Genomic DNA, 18,037 nt, shown 5'->3' with positions numbered 1-18,037 from the left:
GGCCTTCCACGAAGCTATTTGCCGAACGAGCGCAGCCTTAGCGAGTTGGCCACCACCAGGACCGAGCTGGCCGCCATCGCTGCCCCCGCGATCATCGGATTCAGCAGCCCCAACGCGGCTACGGGAATGCCGATCGCGTTGTAGAAGAACGCCCAGAACAAGTTGGTTTTGATCGTGGAGAGGGTCTTCCGGGACAGCTCGATTGCCTGGACGAGCTGACCCAGGTCGCTGCCCATGACCGTCAGATCCGAGGCTTCGATTGCGACATCTGTGCCGGAACCCATCGCGATCCCCAGATCCGATTGCGCCAGGGCCGCGGCGTCGTTGACACCATCTCCGGCCATGGCGACTGTCGCCCCGGAGGCCTGAAGCTTCCGAACTGCCTCCACTTTTCCTTCCGGCAGCACCCCGGCGAATACGTCCTCCGGGGATATTCCGACGGCGGCAGCCACTTGGGCGGCCACGGCAGCGTTGTCTCCGGTCAAAAGGATCGGACGGATGCCCAGATACTTGAGCTTCTGGATCGCTGCCGCCGAGCCGGGCTTGATGGTGTCGCTCAGGCTCACAATTCCAGCCGGCGCTCCGTCAACGGCGACCCAGATGGCGGTGGCGCCCCCGTTCTCCTCGGCTGCCAGCATTTCCCGATGGCCCGCTTCGAGGGAGATACCGTTTTCTTCAAGCCAACCCGAGCGACCTACGACCACAGCCTTCGGGCTGCCGTCCAGCACAACCCGGCCCCGCACTCCGCCGCCGGGAGCGGAACTGAAGCCGTCCACGGCAGGCAGGGCTCCGGCGTCGGGCATTGCGTCCTTTGCCGCGGCGGCAATCGCGTGGGCGATCGGGTGCTCCGACGCTGACTCGACGGCACCCGCCAGGGTGAGCACTGCGGCGGGGGAATGCCCGTTCAGGGCTACGGTGTGGTCCACGGCCAGCTTGCCGCTGGTAACGGTGCCGGTCTTGTCCAACAGGATGGTGTCAACGTGCCGGGTGTCCTCGAGAACCTGCGGACCCTTGATGAGGATGCCCAATTGGGCTCCACGACCCGTTCCGGTCAGCAGGCCAACCGGCGTCGCCAGACCCAAGGCGCAGGGGCAAGCGATCACCAGGACAGCAACGGCGGCGGTGAATGCGGCATTCAGGTCGCCGGAGATGAACAGCCAGAGCACAAACGTTGCCAGCGCGATGACCAGCACGATCGGGACGAAGACCGAGCTGATCCTGTCCGCGAGCCGCGCAATCGGCGCTTTGCCCGTTTGGGCCTGGCTGACCAGCCGCCCCATCTGGGCGAGCGTGGTGTCGGAGCCAACGCGCGTGGCCCGGACCAACAGGCGCCCGGAGGTATTGATCGTAGCCCCGGTCACCGTGCTGCCCGGCCCCACTTCAACCGGCACCGATTCGCCGGTAACCAGGGAAGCGTCGACGGCGGAAGCGCCGTCCGTGACAACGCCGTCCGTCGCGATCTTCTCGCCGGGGCGGACAACGAACACATCATCCACGAGGAGCTGATCCGCAGGGATCTTCCGCTCAATGCCCCCTTCGAGGATGGTTGCATCCTTCGCGCCCAGGTTCAGGAGGGCCTTGAGGGCATTGCCCGCTTTGGCCTTCGCGTTCGCTTCCAGGTAACGGCCCAGGAGGAGGAACGTGGTGACAACAGTCGCGACCTCGAAGTACAGCCCCCCGCCGGACATGCTTTCCATGCCGGGGTGTTCGGTCATTCGCGGGTCGGCGAACAACTGCCAGGCCGAGTACACGTAGGCCGCGATCACACCAATGGAAACAAGGGTGTCCATGGTGGACGCAAGATGCCGCGCATTGATAGCAGCAGCCCTGTGGAAGGGCCAGGCTGCCCAACTCACCACCGGCAGCGCCAAGGCGCCCACAACCCAGCCCCAGTTGGCGAACTGAAGGGCGGGAATCATGGAGATCGCAAACACAGGAACGGTCAGGACGGCAGCCAGGATCAGGCGCGGCCGGAGTGTCGATGCCGACGGACCGTGATCCATATGGTTTTCGTGCCCGGAATGCTCGTCGTGCATGGGCTCAGCGTCGTGATGATGATTGTGATGCTCATGCCCGGGACTGTTTGCCGTGTCACTGGCGGCCGGGCGGGTATGCGGCGCGGGTGCCTGGCGCAGGGTGGCCTTGTACCCCGTCGCATTGACCGTGTCCACGATCTGCTGGTCCGTCACGGTGGCGGGGACGGTGACATGGGCTGATTCGAGGGGCAGGTTGACGCTCGCCTCGACGCCTTCGAGCTTGCCCAGTTTCCGTTCCACCCGATTGACGCATGAGGCGCAGGTCATGCCCTCAATGTCCAGCTCGATCACCCGTTGTGCGGGTTGGTTGAAGGTTTCCTGGTTACTCAAGGGAACCCCCTAGGCTTCGTTGGCTACCACCAGGTAGCCGGCTTCTGCCACGGCCTCGCCAATTTCTGACGGCGAGAGTTCATGGGTGGATGTGATGGTGACGGTGGACAGGCCGCCGGGGTTGAGGTCGACTGCGACATTCTGGACGCCGCTAAGAGATTCGAGTTCTTCGCTCACGCTGGAAACACAGTGGCCGCAGGTCATGCCGGAAACGTTCACGTTGGTCTGGATGGTCTGGCTCATGGAGTGCTCCTTGGTGCTGAGTTGGATGGTGTGGTGGGTGGTAGCGGGGTTACCGCAGCAGGCGCCCGATGGCATCGGTGGCCTCCTTGACTTTCGCGTCGATTTGTTCGGCGCGGGCTTCGGGGTCGGGCTCGGAGGCAGCGCCAACGACGCAGTGGCCGATGTGCTCCTCAACGAGGCCCAGGCTCACTGCGTGGAGGGCTTTGGTGGCAGCTGCGACCTGCGTGAGGATGTCGATGCAGTATTTGTCGTCTTCCACCATGCGCGCGATCCCGCGGACTTGGCCTTCGATTCGTTTCAACCTCTTGAGGTACGCGTCCTTATTGCTGGTGTAGCCGTGGTGCGCGGAGGGTTCCAGGTCCACCTCGATGACTGGCGCATCCGGGTGGCTCAGTTTCAGGTCTGGTGAATTCATGTCCTCAACCTATACCCCAAGGGGGTATGCGTCAAGTACCCCCAGGGGGTATGGTGAGGAGGTGAAAGAACCCTCAATAAGGCAAGGTGACTGAATGGTGTCCGATGATCAAGTCGGGAGTTTTGGCATGAAGCTCGACCCCGCCGACTATTTCCGGGCCAAGCTTCAGTGCGAGATTGATGTCATGGAGGTGGCCGAGGCGGACCCGGAAACGCTGTTTATCGTGGACACCCGACGCCGATCTTCCTGGGACCACGGACATATTCCTCAAGCCGTACATATACCTACGGCGCTGATTCCATCCCAGGCTCCGGACCTTGTCCCCGCTGGCTCACAGGTAGTGGTGTACTCCTGGGGCCCGGGCTGCAACGGCAGCACCTTTGCTGCGCTCGCGTTCGCGGAACTGGGCTACTCCGTGAAGGAGTTGATAGGAGGCATCGAATATTGGATCAGGAACGGCCTGCCCGTTGAAACCGACGCGGGTATCGTTCAGAGAGCGCCCGATGTATTGGTGACAGCGCACACGGCCTGATGTGAAACGGGGCATGATGACGACTTTCGTACTGGTCCACGGCGGTGGTTCCACGGCGTGGGACTGGCATTTGGTTGGCCCGCTTCTTGAAGCGGCCGGGCATGACGTGGTGGCCGTCGACCTGCCCATCGAAGACGTTGATGCCCGGCTTGAAGACTACGCCCGCGCAGCGACGGCCGCCGTTGGCAAAGCTCCGCACACCATCGTGGTGGGGCACTCGCTGGGCGGTTTCACGGCACCGTTGGTTTGCGAAAAGCTCCATTCCAACGGCCTTGTGTACCTCTCGGCAATGATTCCGATGCCGGGGGAGACCTTCGGCGAGTGGTGGACCAAGACAGGCCATGACCGCGAGACCATCCCCGACGAACCATATTTCAATCTTGTCCCCGCGGAATTGGTGCAACAGGCCACCGACAGGGAGCGTGACCAGCAAGGTGCATGGATGTCAGACCCCTGGCCGGGAAAGCATCCGAGCGTGCCAACCCTGGGGATTTTGTGCCGTGACGATTTGCTCTTCCCTGCGTCGTTCATGAGTCGCCAGATACGCGACCGGCTGGGCATCGAACCAGTGGAGATCCCGGGCGGTCACTACGCCACGCTGAGTCACCCGGGCGCTGTAGCTGGAGCTCTTGTCGACTTTGCCGGAAAGATTGGCCTCTGACTTCACGGAGCCTCCCTCATCCCAAAGCCTCCACGAGACACCGCGAGTGGTAACTGCACCGCATAGGCTTGGATCATGCTGACCCTGGTCCTAGGACTTCTCTTTGCGGGCCTTTTCCTTGCCTCATTCCAGTCGGACCGGCGCCGGCTAAGGAATGGCGTCTTCCTTCTGGTTGCGGCCTGGTTTCTACTGCAGGCCCTCCTGGATTTCCTGATTGACCTGAATCCATGGTTCGAATGGCTGAACCTCGTAATTGTCGTAGTGCCCGTGATCAGCATTTTCGTCTTCGCCGGCTTCTTGCTCGCGAACGGCGTCACCATGGTCCGCAGGGAAGGCCCAAGCATCACCAGCTTTTTGCCCATGGCAGTGGGAATGGCTGTTTTCCTGGCACCGGTGGTGGCCTTCCTCTTCGTGCTGAGCGGGCAGCCCGTACTGGCCGGCATCGCAGCCCTTGCGTTCTTCTTCTGCGCCTACCTCGGCTGCGCATTCGTGGTGTTCCTGGGCTATGCCGTGGTGTACTCCAAGATGCGCTTCAGCCCGAACCCGGCGGCGGTCATCGTCCTGGGTTCAGGGCTCATTGACGGCAAGGTTCCGCCGCTGCTCGCCGCACGCCTGAACAAGGCTCTGGAAATTTACGACGCCGTCACCCCGGTCAGGCCCGTTTTGGTACCTTCCGGGGGCCAAGGCCCCGATGAACCCCGGCCCGAGTCCTCGGCGATGAAGGACTACCTGGTGACCAAGGGTGCCGCTCCCGGCGATGTGGTGGAGGAGAACAAAGCCACCACCACCCGCGAGAACCTTGCCTACTCCGTCGCACTGCTGGCCGACAGGGGAATCCAGGGGCCGCTGCTGGTGTGCACCAACAACTACCACGTACTCCGCGCCGCCCTCCTGTCCCGTCGGCAGAAGATCAACGCGGAGGTGGTGGGTGCTCCGACTGCCAGGTACTTTGTGCCCAGCGCGTTCCTTAGGGAGTTCGTGGCCGTGATGAGGGACAACCGCCTGACCAACGCAGTTCTCTGCCTGCCGATGTTCGGGATTGCCCTTCTCATCACGGTCGCACTGATGAACTCTCCGGTGGTGTAGCTCTTCCTATGGGTTGGGGAGCCCGGTGGTGAAGGTGTGGCTCCACTCGGTGACGGCGCCTTCCGTGAAGACGTACCCCTTGTCGGGTGCAGCGGTGACTGTCACGGTGCCCGCCGGCTTCCGGTAGGACCCAGCTGCAACCTCCTTGCCGTCAACGAGGTACGTCACGCCCTGAACTGCGGGGATGGTGTACGAATCCTGCCCCTTGCCCGGCCGGTCCGTAAAGGTGACGGCTGCCGGCGTCGCGGTGTCATAGCTGAGGCCGAAGCCAAGCGGCAGGAGGACGCCGTCGCCGTCGGCCTTCGGGACGTTCACCGGCAGTTTGCCGCTGGGGTTGACCGCGCCGGCAATGGCGCGGACGGCGCCATGGAAGTTGACCTCCTTGACCCCGTAACTGTTGAGAACGGCGTCGGCGCCCGGGAAGACGTTGATGTCGTAAGGGTTGCGCGTGGCAATGACGATCACCGGCGTTCCGGTCGCCGCGAGCTCAGCCACCATCTGCTGTTGCGCAGCGTTGCCGGTGGCGTTGTAGGAAGCGAAGACGACCGCATCCACTCCTCGGGCAGCGGCCACCGCCCGGGCCCGGTAGGCCGCGGAGGGCGATGCGCCATTCTCGTAATCTTCAGTGACCGCGAATCCTTGCTCTTTGAGCATGGGACCGGCCAGTTCCGGCCACGCTGAACCGGAACCAACCATGAGCACCGAGCTCTTGGACGGGAGCGGCAGGACGCGGTCCTCATTGCGGACCAACGTGACGGCGCGGTCGGAGATCAGATTGGCCGTGCCGAGGTTTTCGGCAGTGCCAACAAGCGTGTCCACGGCGCCGGGATCGGTCATGGGCTGGTCGAAGACGCCGCGCTTGACCTTCCATTCGAGGATCCGTCGGACGGACTCGTCCAGGCGGGCTTCAGTGATCTCTCCGGACCCGACGGCGGCACGCACCCCGGCGAACGACGCCTCCACGTCGGGGGAGTTGAGGAGGATGTCGGACCCGGCCTGGATGGCCTTGACCGCGATTTCTTCCTGGGGCCATTCGGCGGCCATCGCGGCCATGTCCAAAGCGTCGGTGGTGACGAGCCCCTTGAAGCCGAGCTCATCACGGAGCAGGCCGGTGAGCACCTTGTGGGACAGGGTTCCCGGCATGTCCGGATCGATGGCCTCCACAATGATGTGTGCCGTCATGACCATGTCCACGCCGGCATCGATCGCGGCTTTGAAAGGCTGGAGGTGCTTGTTCAGGGTCGCGCGGTCGTAGGTGACCGTTGGCAGTCCGTAGTGGGAGTCCACTGAAGTGTCGCCGTGGCCGGGGAAGTGCTTGGCCGCAGCCCCCACGTTATGTGCCTGCAGGCCGTCGATCTGGGCGACGCCAAGTTTGCTGACCAGTGCGGGGTCTTCACTCATGGAACGGATTCCGATGACAGGGTTGTCCGGGTTGGAGTTGAGGTCCAATACCGGGGCGAAGTCCACGTTGATGCCCATGGCGCGCATCTCCGACCCCAGGATTCCGCCCTGGGCCCGTGCAAGCTCCTCATCTCCGGTGGCACCCAGTGCCATGTTGCCCGGGAGTACAGTGGCGGGCGGCCCGATCCGGGCCACAAGGCCACCTTCCTGGTCGATGGTCACGGCCAGCGGGATGCCTTTTCCGTCTGCGCCCACGGCCGCCTTCTGCAGGCCGTTCGAAAGGCCCGCAACCTGCCCAGGGTTGGCCGTGTTGCCGGACCAAGCGAAGTAGAGGACGCCGCCCAGGTTGTACTTCTCCACCACCTCGGCTGGCGTATTGACGCCGTACCGCTCCTGGTTGCTTGACGCCATGGACGTGTCATCCGCGGACGAACCATAAACATGGGTCCACGTCATCTGGCCGATCTTTTCGTCCAGAGTCATGCCCGCAATCATTGCGTCGATGTCCGGTGAGGCGGAGGCCGCCGTCGTCATTACCGTGCTGGTGGGCACGGCGGCAACTGCAGTGCCCGCGCCGGTCATGAGCAGCGCCGTGGCGGCCGCCGTCATGAGGGTAGTTCCTTTTCTGTGCATGTGGATCCCAATCCCATCGTCCTTGTTTGTTGGTTGAGGCGGGGTGTTTCTGCGTGCTTAGCGTGGCCCGTTGTAGAGGAGGTACGGGCGGGTATCGCGAACGAACTGACCCAGTTCCTGCCGCCAGCTGTCCATGATCGTCCTGGCGTCAGCGCCGGCGTTGAGCTGTTCGGCGAAGCGGGCCGAACCGCTCAGCAGGCCCATCCAACGGCCGCCGTCGCCGCGCCAGTCGAAGCCCGGGTACAGACGCTTGGCTTCGACCAGCATGTGGGTGCCCACCTCAAGCGCTTCAACGCGGGTGGCGTCGGTGATGTGGACCTGGACGCCCCCGCAGATGAGGCCTTGGTTTTTCGACAGCGTGGGCTGGAAGTAAGCCTCACGAAAGGTGACGCCGTTGAGACCCTTGCCGTTCAACGCTTCGGCCCATCGGTAGTCCACATAAGGCGCGCCGATGATTTCGAAAGGCCGGGTGGTTCCGCGGCCTTCGGACATGTTGGTCGCCTCGAACAAGGCTGTACCGGGATACAAGGTGGCTGTTTCCGGCGTGGGCATGTTGGGACTCGGGAGAATCCAGGCTGCCCTGTTATCCGGTCCGGTCATCTCGCGGCGCCAGCCCTGAACCTGCACCACGTGAAGGTCCTTGATGGGCGTGAGACCGGCGGCCGGGAGGTAGACGGCGTTGAAGCAGGTGGCGAGCTCGCCCACGGTCATGCCGTGTTGCAGGGCTATGCCCAACCGTCCCACTCCGGACTCGAAGCCGGGTTGGAGGACCGGTCCGCGCGCCTGGCCGCCGATGGGATTGGGGCGGTCCAGGACCACAAACTTGGCGCCGGTCCGGGACGCCGCCTGCATGGCGCCCCACATGGTCCAGATGTAGGTATAGAACCGGGCTCCGACGTCCTGGATGTCGAAGCAGATGGTGTCCACGCCGGATGCTTCGTAAAAGCCCACGTAGTCGGCAACTTCGGCGCCGTAGGAGTCATAGACGGTGATGCCGGTCCGCGGGTCCACCGAGGTGCCTTCGCTGCCGCCGTCCTGGGCGGTTCCGCGGAAGCCGTGCTCGGGACCGAAGACGGCCCCGACGTCGACGCCCTTGTCCGCCATGTCGTCCACGATGGAGCGGAAGTTGGCCAGGACGCCGGTGGGATTGGTGATGACACCTACCTTGCGACCGGCGAAGATGCTCCAGTTTTCGGCGGCGGCGAGGTCGGCTCCGTTGACGGCGGCTCCCGGCTTTCCGGGTCGCGTGCCCGGCGGTTGCGCGACGGCGGCAGGCGTGAAGGGTGCGACGACGGCGGCCGCTGCGGCCAGCCCCGAGGCATGGATCAGTCTTCTGCGGTTGAGGTTCATGGGGTGCCTTTCGGAAAGGTGCTGCCGTGCTCAGGTGGGGATTCCTTGACAACATTTGTGATTTTCCTTACATCGACCGTATTCCCCTCGCGGAGCTGCGTCAATGACTTACCTTCGTATCCACTTTTAGGTAACTTATTTACAAGCCCGTACTTTTGGACCCAGCCGTTGGAAGGAGTCCGCCGTGGACCAGGAGCTGAACACGCAGGCATCGCGTACTGTTTTGGTCCGGATCAGATCTGCCCTGCCGGCCCTTCGCCCGTCCGAGCGCTCTGTTGCCGAGCTTGTCCTGGCGGACCCTTCGCGGGCCGCGACTTTGTCTATCGGCGACCTCGCCGAGCACTGCGGAACGTCCACCACGTCGGTTGTCCGCTTCTACAAAAAGGTGGGATACCGCGGGTACTCCGAGCTGCGCCTCGACCTCGCCAGGGAAGCTGCCAGGGAGAGTTCAGCCAACCCCGTGCCCGCTACGGTTTACGACGACGTGAACCCGTCGGATTCGCTTCCCGACATCATTTCCAAGATCGCTTTCAACGAAACGATGTCCATCGCTGACACCGCCCAGGTGCTCGACGTTCACGAACTGGCCACAGCCATCGAGGTCATCACCCGCTCGCGGAAAATCGACATCTTTGGTGTGGGCGCCGGAGGGTTGGTCGGCCACGACCTGCAGCAGAAACTGCACCGGATAGGCCTGACTTCCTTCAACTGGCCCGAGGTTCATGTCGCGTTGACCTCCGCAGCGCTTTTGGACGAGAACGGTGTGGCGGTGGGCATCTCACACTCGGGCACCACCGCGGATACGATCGATTTCCTCAGGGCGGCCAAGGATACCGGGGCCACGACGATCGCCATCACCAACCATGCTGACTCGCCCTTGGGCCGTGCCGCCGACATTGTGCTCAGCACCGCAGCGCGTGAGACACCCTTCAGGCCAGGCGCGATGGGGAGCCGGATCGCCCAGATGATGGTGGTTGATTGCCTTTTCGTGGGGGTCGCCCAGCATTCGTACGACGCTTCCATCTCAGCGCTGCGCAAGACGCACGCGGCCGTCCAAGGCAGGAAAGTGCCGCGCGGGCATACACCGCCGCAGCCGAATATAGTCGTGTGATGTTCACCCTCGTTGCTCCGGATGCTTCCTTTTATCAGTCGTTTACCGAGTCCCACAGCGAGTGGGACGGTGCCCACCAGGACGGTGCCGGCCTGTTCCCGGGGGATGACGTCACCAGTCAAAAGGGCTTTGAGCGCTGGGTCCGCAAGCTGCTGGATGCTGAACGGGCCGTCGAAAAGGACGGCATTGTTCCCTGCACGTTCCGGTGGATAACGGAGGGCCCGCGGTATGTGGGTTCCATTGCGTTCCGCCACTATCTCACTCCAGCCCTCCTGAACTCCGGCGGGCATATCGGCTACGGCGTAAGGCCATCTGATCGTGGACGCGGGGCGGCATCCTGGGCCCTCCAGGAACTGTGCGCTCACCTGGCTGCGCGGGGCGGGCCTGATCGGGTTCTCTTGACCTGCGATGACTCCAATGCCGCGTCCGCCAAGACCATTGAACGCGCGGGCGGGCTCCTTGAGGATGCGCGAATCGACGCCGATGGGCGACTCTTCCGCCGCTATTGGATCGACCTCCAGGCTGTTCATGTTCCCGTCACCAAGCCTTGCTAGCCTGCCGTGCACCACACGGCTTAGCAGGAGGACCGCATGACGGACGCAAACCCACTCGCCACATCGCTGGACAACTGGTGGGTCAGGGACAACCTGCGCGAGACCATCGACCATCTGGTGGAGCTGGGATACACCATCAGCGGAGGCCAAGGGGAAGACCCTGAGCTCATCGATCCCGGCGGATCGGCCGTGGAAACATGGAGCGACGAATACCCCTACCCGGAGCGGATGACCCGCGACGAGTACGAGATCGAGAAGTACCGCCTGCAGATCGAGCTGTTGAAGTTCCAATACTGGGGCCAGGATCTGGGCCTGAAGCATGTGATCGTGTTCGAAGGCAGGGACGCCGCGGGCAAGGGCGGAACCATCAAGCGTTTCACCGAGCACCTTGATCCCCGTTCGGCCCGGACCGTGGCGCTCGCCAAGCCCTCCGACCGCGAGCAGGGCCAGTGGTATTTCCAGCGCTACATCCAGCACCTGCCCACTGCCGGGGAAATCGTCATGTTCGACAGGTCCTGGTACAACCGGGCCAACGTGGAACGCGTCATGGGGTTCTGCACCGACGAGGAATACGACACCTTCATGGGCCAGGCGCCCGTCTTTGAAAAAATGCTGGTGGACGCCGGAATCCACGTCACCAAGTTCTGGTTCTCCGTGACCCGGCAAGAGCAGCGCACCCGTTTCGCGATCCGCCAGATCGACCCCGTGCGGCGCTGGAAACTCTCACCAATGGACCTCGCGTCACTGGGCCGCTGGGATGAATACACCGAGGCCAAAGAGCAGACCTTTCTCCACACGGACTCCGACCACGCGCCGTGGATCACCATCAAGTCCAACGACAAGAAGCGTGCCAGGATCAACGCCATGCGCTTCTTCCTCAACCAATTCGACTACGAGGACAAGGACACCTCGGTGGTCTTCCCGGCGGATCCGCTGATCGTCCGCCGCGGCCGCGACGCCGTAGGCGACTAGTCGCTCTACGCGCAAAACCCGGCAAACCGCGACATCGGCACTTACCGTAAGTGCCGACGTCGCGCTTTTCCTGAAAGTTCCGTTACATTCTTCTGACTGCCGGACATTAACCGGGTATGAGCGTGCAGACGGACCAAGGAGATCGCGTGGAGCCGGCCAGACAGGAACACTTCCTGGCAGCCCACTCGGCCTGCCATGACAAGGTCTATCGCTTTTTCCGGCGCCGCGCCGGGGACCCGTCCACTGCGGAGGACCTATGCGCCGAAGTCTTCCGCATCGCCTGGGAGAAGTGCCGTCAGGACCAGGAATTGTCCGTGCTGATCGTGTTCGGTATTGCCCGGAATGTTCTCCGCAACCACAACCGTTCCGCCGTCCGCTCGATGAACCTCGCGCAGCAACTGGAACGGCAGCAGACCAGGGAACCGGTTAGCGACGACGGCGAGGTGCGGGACGCGCTGGACCGGCTCAAGCCCGAGGACCGTGAGGTCCTCCTCCTGACGTACTGGGACGGCTTCACCTCGGCCGAAGTTGCGGAACTGCTCGATGTCTCGGCCACCGCTGTCAGGATGCGGCTGCACCGGGCTCGAAGACATCTCAGCCAACTACTTCGGGCAGAGCGAGAGACAGAGGATGTGCAGCGATGAGGCATGAGGAAACGGCCGCTGTGGAACGATTGACGGGCGCCGATCCGGGCATGGCCGTCACCGAAGAGGAACTGGCCCGGAGCCGGGAGAAAAGCCTTGCTGTCAGGTTCACTGACTCGGAGCAACTCGTACCCGGCGGCTCCATCGACGACTTCCATCAGCGACGCCCGCGTCGACGTTTCCGGCTGGCTGCGGGGGCCGGGTTGGCGGCAGCGGCAGCCCTCGCCGGTGTTTTCGTGGCGTCGTCCCTGTCCGCGCCGCTCAATGAGCAGGCGGGTCCAGCCGCCACCCCGTCTGCTGCCGCACCGGAAACGGATTCGTCCGCGTCTCCATCATTGCCCGAAATTATTGGCGCCAAGGCAGCGACGGGCGCTGCCGAAATCGTCGTCGGAGGCAACGGCAACAAGGCCGCCGTCTCTACGGATCAAGGCGTCAACGTCTTCATGGAGGCTCTCAACTCAGGCAGGCTCGGCCTGAACAGCGGAGGGTGCTTCGCCGAAATCCGCCCGGACGGAACATCGACGGGCCTCATCTTCCCCTTCGGAACCCAGGTCACCGGGACGGGAGTCATTTTGCCCGACGGAACTGCAGTCAATGTGGGCGACGACTTTGCGTTCGGAGGAGGACACGCGCCCGGTACCAGGGACCCCGGCGTGTGCTCTCCGACCGGTGCAGCGTTCCTGGTCCAGAGTTGGTGAGCCCGCGAGTTGGCATTTAATGCCCATGTTTTGGGGCGTCTTCAGGTGGCTAGTGCAACACCCCTGTAGTTGGAGGGGTGTCATGGTCAAGAAGTTGCCGTGGTCGGTTCGTGCGTGTGCGTATGAGCACTTGCTGGCGGGTGAGGACACGGGACGAAGTGCTGCCGCGGCTGGGGTGTCCCGGCAAGCGGTGTCGCAATGGGCGAAACTAGCGGGCATGGAACTTATCTCCGGCCCTGGTGGTGGCGTGCGTCTTCCGATGGCTTCGGAGGTGCTTTCGCGGGATAAGGAGCGAAGGTACCGGCGGCTGACTTTGGAGGACCGGGCTTATATCAAGGCCTGTCTGGGCTTGCCGGAGCCGCGTTCCATGCGACAGATCGCCAAGGAGTTGGGCGTGCATCCATCAACGGTGTCCCGGGAGATCCGCCGACACAGTATCGAGCATTGGGCCCGGCGCTATTACGACGCCGGGGTTGCCCAACACCGGGCACTGGTCCGCCGTAGACGGAACCGGCCCGTGAAGCTCTCTGCGGGAACGGCGGTGTGGAAGGAGGTCGTGGCACGCTTGAACCAGCGTTTCTCACCTCAACAGAGCGCTGCGGACCTGAAGAAGACGTTCCCCGAGCAGCCGGAGATGCACGTGTCCCACGAGTCAATTTACCAAGCCCTTTACGTGCAGGGCCGGGGTGCCTTGCGGCATGAACTTGCCGTGGAGAAGGCCCTACGTTCGGGCCGGACCGGTCGTAAGCCCCAATCAAAGCTGCCTGCCAGGAACGTAAGGCCCTGGCTTGAAGGGGCCCGGCTGAGCGACCGGCCCGCCGAAGTCCAGGACCGGGCCGTGCCCGGCCATTGGGAAGGTGATTTGGTCGTGGGTCCCGGTAACTCCGGGATCGTCACCTTGGTCGAGCGCTCCTCACGGTTCACTTTGCTGGGCCGGCTGCCGGGAGCCAGGGACAGCGCGACGGTCATCGAGGTCATGCAGAAAATGATCCACACCCTGCCCCAGGCGATCCTTAAAACGATCACCTGGGACCAAGGCACGGAAATGGCTCAACACGCCAAGTTCACAGTAGCGACCGGCTGCCAGCTGTTCTTCTGTGACCCGCACTCACCCTGGCAACGCGGCACGAACGAGAACACCAACGGACTGGTCCGCGATATCCACCCCAAAGGCACGAACTTCAACCAGGTCAGCGACGAAGAACTCGCCCACACCCAGCACCTGCTCAACATCCGACCGCGTCAAACACTCCAATGGGACACCCCAACTGAAAGACTGACCAAACTAATCGATGGTGTTGCACTAGCAAGCTGAAACCGCCTGGGGGCAAAGTCATTAGGTGCCAACTCGCGGAACGTGGGGCTTCCTATTCGGTAGCCTCGTCCTCGGCGACCGGATCCTTCAACAGGAGTGCCGTGCCCTGGAAGGGCCGCAGTTCCAGGAAGAAGCTGCCCAGGTCATCCACCTGGCCCACGTCTTCGCCGCTGAACAGATCGTGGACCGTCGCGCCAGGCACCAGATGCGAGGACTGGATGCTGCCTGCGATGTCCTGGTCGGAGAAGTTCAGGACCGTCACTTGCACCGCTCCGTCAGCGAGCTGGTTGACCATCACCAACAGTCCACGGTTGGACACGTCCGGGACATCCAGGAGCGTACTGGTTGCGATCCCGGACTCTTCCCGCACCGTGAGGATCTTCTGGAGCCGCCGCGCATAGGACGCCGGATCCTTGAGCTGCTCGGGCAGCGGGCCGTAGAGGCTGCGTGCCCGGGCCATGCCCGCCAAGGAGGTCGTTGCGTCCGGGCTGGTCCCCATGAGGTCGTGGGCTCCGCGGTTGATCCAGCGGGTGTCGCCCTGGGACGTCAACTCGCGGACAGTTTCACGGTCCAGGGCAGTGATGCCGGTGAGGTCCCAACCGGACAGTGCGAAGACGCCCGGCTGCAAAGCGTTGTACATGGACAGCAGGACGTGGGCATCCAGTATTTGGGCTTCCTGTTCCGCCGTGATGGCGTCCGGGTCCTTGATCCCCAACGTGGCCATGATGAAGCTGACGGTGGTGCAGGCGATGCCGTTGGTGGTGAAGACGGCGTTGTAAGGGCCGTTCTCACCTGTGAGGCGCTCCCGCAGGGTGTCCTGTACTTTCTCGGCCACCTCCGCGCCCGTCAGTTCTTCCCCGCCGAGCTCGAAAATGTCGTCCCTGTGGCCGGCCGCGAAGTGCAGCAGTTCGTAGGTCAGTTCGTCGTGGTTCTGGAGTGCGTGGACCAAGGACGCCTGGTCGACGCCGATTTCCATGGCGAGCTTCAAGGTCAGGCGCAGGAACTCGGTATCACCGGTCACCAGGGCGTAGTGGTAGGCGGGCCTGGTGACGAAGTCGTAGGACTGGTCCGGACCCGACTCGGACTGGGCCTTGATGTCATCAATGGTGAGGTTGAGTTCCTGGAAGGAGAAGCCACCTACTTTGCGGATCATCGAGCCGATCAGCTGGTTCGCTGCCTCGGACAACGGGTGGCCTTCGGACCAGCCCGGCTCTTCCTCGGCGCTTTTCTCAACACCCAGGAAGCCGTTGGCGTCCAGGCGCAGTGCGCCCGTTCCAAGGTCCAGCAGGGAATGCAGGGCATCGCCCACCACCAGGCGCATGCCGGCAAAGGTGGGGTCCAGCCAGTTGATGGACGGCTGCCCGGCCTTGAAATAGTGGAGGTACACCCAGCGGCGTTTCTTGCCGGTGGTGTCGACGATTGCCTTGGTCGCGCTCCAGTTGGTTTCCTTCACGCCGGGCTCGTAGAAGATGACCCGCTGCAGGCGGCCGATGATGTAGCCGGCCTGCTGGAGGGCCTTCTCCGTCTCGGGGCTGATGTTGACGGAGTCCTCGTTCTCGGGAACGTCCGGCAGCAGGTGCCAGTCCTCTTCGGGGATGTCCACCATGTGATAAATGCCGGGGTAGTCCCGGAAGTTCATTTCGGCAAGCCGGAAGTCAGCCCCCTTGCCGGTGTGCCCGGGAACAATGTCGTCGATGATCGTGCCGCCGTGCTCGACGGCGACCTCGCACATCTGCCGGAATTCTTCCTCGGTGCCGAACGCAGGGTCGATCGCCATGCTGATGCGGTCGAAGTGTCCGTCGACGCTGGGTGTCTGCGACCATCCGCGGATGCCGCCGGCAAGCTTGACCGGCCCAGTGTGCAGCCCCCGGATGCCGATCTGGCTGAACGCATCCCACAGTGCAGGGTCACCGAGCGCAGAAAGGAACGACTGGCCGTCCTTGGTGATGAAGGACAGTGGGTAGGCCGTGAACCAGACAGGTGCGCGCTCCACTGCCGAGCGCGGGTTCGGCCTGGCGTAGGAGTTCTGCCACATGCTGGCTTGCCCCGAAAGCTGCCGGGCCATGGTGTTGGCGTCGCCGAGCATGGACTGGTTGCGCAGCCAATCGACGTACGTGGAGTTCAGTCCGTCGAACTCCAGGGACGGTCGGGCTGCAAAGAACTGACGACGGCGGGCAATCGGCCTCAGCGCTTTGGGCCGCGCAGGGTAGAACTGCTCGTCGAACGTGATTTCCGGTGACTCTGTTGCGGTTTCCTCAGTTACCTGCGGTTCTTCCTGTGATTCAGATGGATCAGCGCTGACTTCTGCCGCGCTCTCGTTGACTACAGGCTCCCGCACAGCATTCTCCTTTACGTGGCCGGCGCTGACGCCGACCTTCCGAGGGGGTCGTTCAAGAGTTCACGTACCCGGGCTTACCCGGAGTATTCATGCTAGGCACGACCGCATGCGGTTTGTCGAACTTGGGAGAAGTGAGTCGTCAGGTTGCTGGCTAATGTCCGCCGGAAGACTGTTGCTGCGCTAGTAGACGGACCCTTCCAGCAGCTCCGAAAGCCTGCCCGCTGCACGCCTTAGTTCCGGTACGCCGGCCCTCAACGCTTTGTCGGTGACGGACTCCACTGGGCCGAACCAGCAGGAAGGCATCAGGCGTAGAACAATCCCAGGAGTTCGTCGCCTGGGCGTGGGACAACCAAATTGCGCTGCTGGCCGCCGACAACTTCGCCTTCGAATGCCTCCCGGCCGTGGCAGGCAGCCCGTTCCTGGAGGCGGCGCCGAATGACAACGGCATGATGCACCAGCAACTCCTCGCCAAACTCGGCATGCCCCTCGGTGAGCTTTGGCGACTGGGTCCGTTGGCCCGGCACATGAGGTCCACCGGAAACTGGGACGCCTTTGTCAGCATCAAGCCGCTCAACATCGTGGGGGGCACGGGTTCGCCGGCGAACGCCATCGCGCTGCTGTAAACCACGAAGCCGGACTACGCTGGAACTCCCGGCCCCGGAGCAAAGGCGAAGTGGACACCATGAAGGCAGTTGTCATCGGAGGCAGCGGCCACATCGGCTCCTTCCTCGTTCCCAGGCTCGTCCGTGCGGGGCATGAGGTGGTCAACATCAGCCGCGGAACCAGCACGCCCTACACGGATTCACCCGAATGGCAGCAGGTCCGCCAGGTCGCTGCGGACCGTGAGCAGGAGGACCGTGCCGGCACCTTCGGTGACAGGGTCGCGGAGCTGGGTGCCGACGTCGTGGTTGACCTTGTCTGCTTCACGCTCGACTCGGCCACCGCGCTGGTGAACCGTCTCCGTGGCGAGGTGGGACATCTCCTGCACTGTGGATCCATCTGGCGGTACGGCGAGAGCTTGAAGTTGCCGTTGGCGGAGGGCTCGGATTCCGCCCTCGAACCGACTGATGAGTACGGCATCCAGAAGCGCGACATCGCCCGCATGCTGAAGGAGGAGACGGCGTCCGGCGGCCTGGTCACGACGTCGCTGCATCCCGGGCATATCGTGGGGCCGGGCTGGCATCCGGTGGGGCCGCTTGGGAATTTCGACCCCACGGTGTGGCAGAAGATCTCCGGCGGGCAGACAGTGCTCATGCCGGGAAGCGGTGCGGAAATGATGCATCACGTCCATGCCGACGACCTCGCGCAGGCCTTTGAGAAGGCCATCGACCGCCGTGATGCGGCGGCCGGCGAAGACTTCAACATCGTCGCTCCCACGGCCCTGAGCGTTCGCGGCTACGCCAGGATTGCGGCGTCCTGGTTCGGCCAGGAGCCGCATCTTGAGACGGTCGGATGGGACGAATTCCGCCGGACCAGCACGCCCGAACACGCTGACACGAGCTGGGCCCACTTGTCCCGCAACCATTGCCTCACCATCGAAAAAGCCAGATCCCTCCTGGGCTACGCACCGCGCTACGAGCCCGAACAGGCCGTGCACGAGTCCCTGCGCTGGCTCGTTGACCACGGGCAACTCAAGGTCAGCAGCCCCGACTGAACCTGAACGGTATCTGTACATCCCCCGCGCGAGGCCCGAAGCTTGAAGCAAGCAAAGGGGGCTC

The 18,037-nt window shown here is 63.4% G+C and carries 16 protein-coding genes and 2 pseudogenes; 11 read left to right on the top strand and 7 right to left on the bottom strand.

What is annotated here, in order from left to right; translation table 11 throughout:
* Positions 1-14: 14 nt before the first annotated feature.
* From PYR64_RS18915 to PYR64_RS18905, 3 genes are read right to left on the bottom strand one after another with little or no spacing between them, the layout of a single operon-like run.
* Positions 15-2,366: a heavy metal translocating P-type ATPase gene (locus PYR64_RS18915; RefSeq protein ID WP_275777007.1), complete on the bottom strand. Its 2,352-nt coding sequence runs from the start codon at positions 2,364-2,366 to the stop codon at positions 15-17.
* 9 nt (positions 2,367-2,375) lie between these two features.
* Positions 2,376-2,609 (bottom strand): heavy-metal-associated domain-containing protein, encoded by a 234-nt coding sequence (locus tag PYR64_RS18910; RefSeq protein ID WP_026267396.1) that lies wholly within the window; start codon positions 2,607-2,609, stop codon positions 2,376-2,378.
* Positions 2,610-2,658: 49 nt separating this feature from the next.
* Positions 2,659-3,024: a metal-sensitive transcriptional regulator gene (locus tag PYR64_RS18905; RefSeq protein ID WP_018779393.1), complete on the bottom strand. Its 366-nt coding sequence runs from the start codon at positions 3,022-3,024 to the stop codon at positions 2,659-2,661.
* A 127-nt stretch (positions 3,025-3,151) separates the two neighbouring features.
* Here PYR64_RS18905 and PYR64_RS18900 point away from each other — a divergent pair, with 127 nt between their 5' ends.
* The 3 genes from PYR64_RS18900 (at position 3,152) to PYR64_RS18890 (ending at position 5,303) form a co-directional block, all read left to right on the top strand.
* On the top strand, positions 3,152-3,556 hold the full coding sequence (locus PYR64_RS18900; protein WP_064722438.1) for a rhodanese-like domain-containing protein: 405 nt from the start codon (positions 3,152-3,154) through the stop codon (positions 3,554-3,556).
* A 13-nt stretch (positions 3,557-3,569) separates the two neighbouring features.
* Entirely contained in the window at positions 3,570-4,217 is a 648-nt protein-coding gene (locus PYR64_RS18895; protein WP_220034257.1) for an alpha/beta hydrolase, read from the top strand.
* Between the two features lie 75 nt (positions 4,218-4,292).
* Entirely contained in the window at positions 4,293-5,303 is a 1,011-nt protein-coding gene (locus PYR64_RS18890; RefSeq protein ID WP_275776999.1) for a YdcF family protein, read from the top strand.
* A 6-nt stretch (positions 5,304-5,309) separates the two neighbouring features.
* Here the strand turns inward: PYR64_RS18890 and PYR64_RS18885 are convergent, their stop codons facing one another.
* Together PYR64_RS18885 and PYR64_RS18880 are read right to left on the bottom strand one after the other, a co-directional pair.
* Positions 5,310-7,313 (bottom strand): glycoside hydrolase family 3 protein, encoded by a 2,004-nt coding sequence (locus tag PYR64_RS18885; RefSeq protein WP_275776997.1) that lies wholly within the window; start codon positions 7,311-7,313, stop codon positions 5,310-5,312.
* 81 nt (positions 7,314-7,394) lie between these two features.
* Complete coding sequence (locus tag PYR64_RS18880) at positions 7,395-8,687, bottom strand: DUF1343 domain-containing protein (RefSeq protein WP_275776995.1); 1,293 nt, start codon at positions 8,685-8,687, stop codon at positions 7,395-7,397.
* A gap of 184 nt (positions 8,688-8,871) precedes the next feature.
* On the opposite strand from PYR64_RS18880, the gene PYR64_RS18875 reads away from it, so the two are divergent.
* From PYR64_RS18875 to PYR64_RS18850, 6 genes are all read left to right on the top strand, one after another.
* The gene (locus tag PYR64_RS18875; RefSeq protein ID WP_275776994.1) at positions 8,872-9,798 is read left to right on the top strand and encodes a MurR/RpiR family transcriptional regulator; all 927 of its coding nucleotides are present in this window, start codon (positions 8,872-8,874) and stop codon (positions 9,796-9,798) included.
* Positions 9,798-10,352, top strand: a complete 555-nt coding sequence (locus tag PYR64_RS18870) for a GNAT family N-acetyltransferase (RefSeq protein WP_275776992.1) — start codon at positions 9,798-9,800, stop codon at positions 10,350-10,352. The genes PYR64_RS18875 and PYR64_RS18870 overlap by 1 nt, the downstream gene beginning before the upstream one ends.
* Before the next feature lie 36 nt (positions 10,353-10,388).
* Positions 10,389-11,324, top strand: a complete 936-nt coding sequence (gene ppk2 / locus PYR64_RS18865) for a polyphosphate kinase 2 (RefSeq protein ID WP_275776990.1) — start codon at positions 10,389-10,391, stop codon at positions 11,322-11,324.
* Positions 11,325-11,470: 146 nt separating this feature from the next.
* The gene (locus PYR64_RS18860; protein WP_275776988.1) at positions 11,471-11,968 is read left to right on the top strand and encodes an RNA polymerase sigma factor; all 498 of its coding nucleotides are present in this window, start codon (positions 11,471-11,473) and stop codon (positions 11,966-11,968) included.
* Positions 11,965-12,666 (top strand): hypothetical protein, encoded by a 702-nt coding sequence (locus PYR64_RS18855; RefSeq protein ID WP_275776986.1) that lies wholly within the window; start codon positions 11,965-11,967, stop codon positions 12,664-12,666. The genes PYR64_RS18860 and PYR64_RS18855 overlap by 4 nt, the downstream gene beginning before the upstream one ends.
* Positions 12,563-13,981 (top strand): IS30 family transposase, encoded by a 1,419-nt coding sequence (locus PYR64_RS18850; RefSeq protein ID WP_345799338.1) that lies wholly within the window; start codon positions 12,563-12,565, stop codon positions 13,979-13,981. The genes PYR64_RS18855 and PYR64_RS18850 overlap by 104 nt, the downstream gene beginning before the upstream one ends.
* Positions 13,982-14,033: 52 nt before the next feature.
* On the opposite strand, the gene treS is transcribed toward PYR64_RS18850, so the two are convergent.
* On the bottom strand, positions 14,034-16,319 hold the full coding sequence (treS, locus tag PYR64_RS18845; protein ID WP_275776984.1) for a maltose alpha-D-glucosyltransferase: 2,286 nt from the start codon (positions 16,317-16,319) through the stop codon (positions 14,034-14,036).
* Between the two features lie 180 nt (positions 16,320-16,499).
* A pseudogene (locus PYR64_RS18840) lies at positions 16,500-16,601 on the bottom strand (IclR family transcriptional regulator); the annotation flags it as partial.
* A gap of 2 nt (positions 16,602-16,603) precedes the next feature.
* Here PYR64_RS18840 and PYR64_RS18835 point away from each other — a divergent pair.
* Together PYR64_RS18835 and PYR64_RS18830 are read left to right on the top strand one after the other, a co-directional pair.
* A pseudogene (locus PYR64_RS18835) lies at positions 16,604-16,942 on the top strand (cyclase family protein); the annotation flags it as partial.
* Positions 16,943-17,001: 59 nt separating this feature from the next.
* Positions 17,002-17,973: an NAD(P)-dependent oxidoreductase gene (locus PYR64_RS18830; protein ID WP_275776982.1), complete on the top strand. Its 972-nt coding sequence runs from the start codon at positions 17,002-17,004 to the stop codon at positions 17,971-17,973.
* Positions 17,974-18,037 lie beyond the last annotated feature (64 nt).

Source organism: Paenarthrobacter sp. Y-19, assembly GCF_029223985.1.
Classification (GTDB): Bacteria; Actinomycetota; Actinomycetes; order Actinomycetales; family Micrococcaceae; genus Arthrobacter; species Arthrobacter nicotinovorans.
This window is presented reverse-complemented; position numbering and strand designations above follow the sequence as displayed.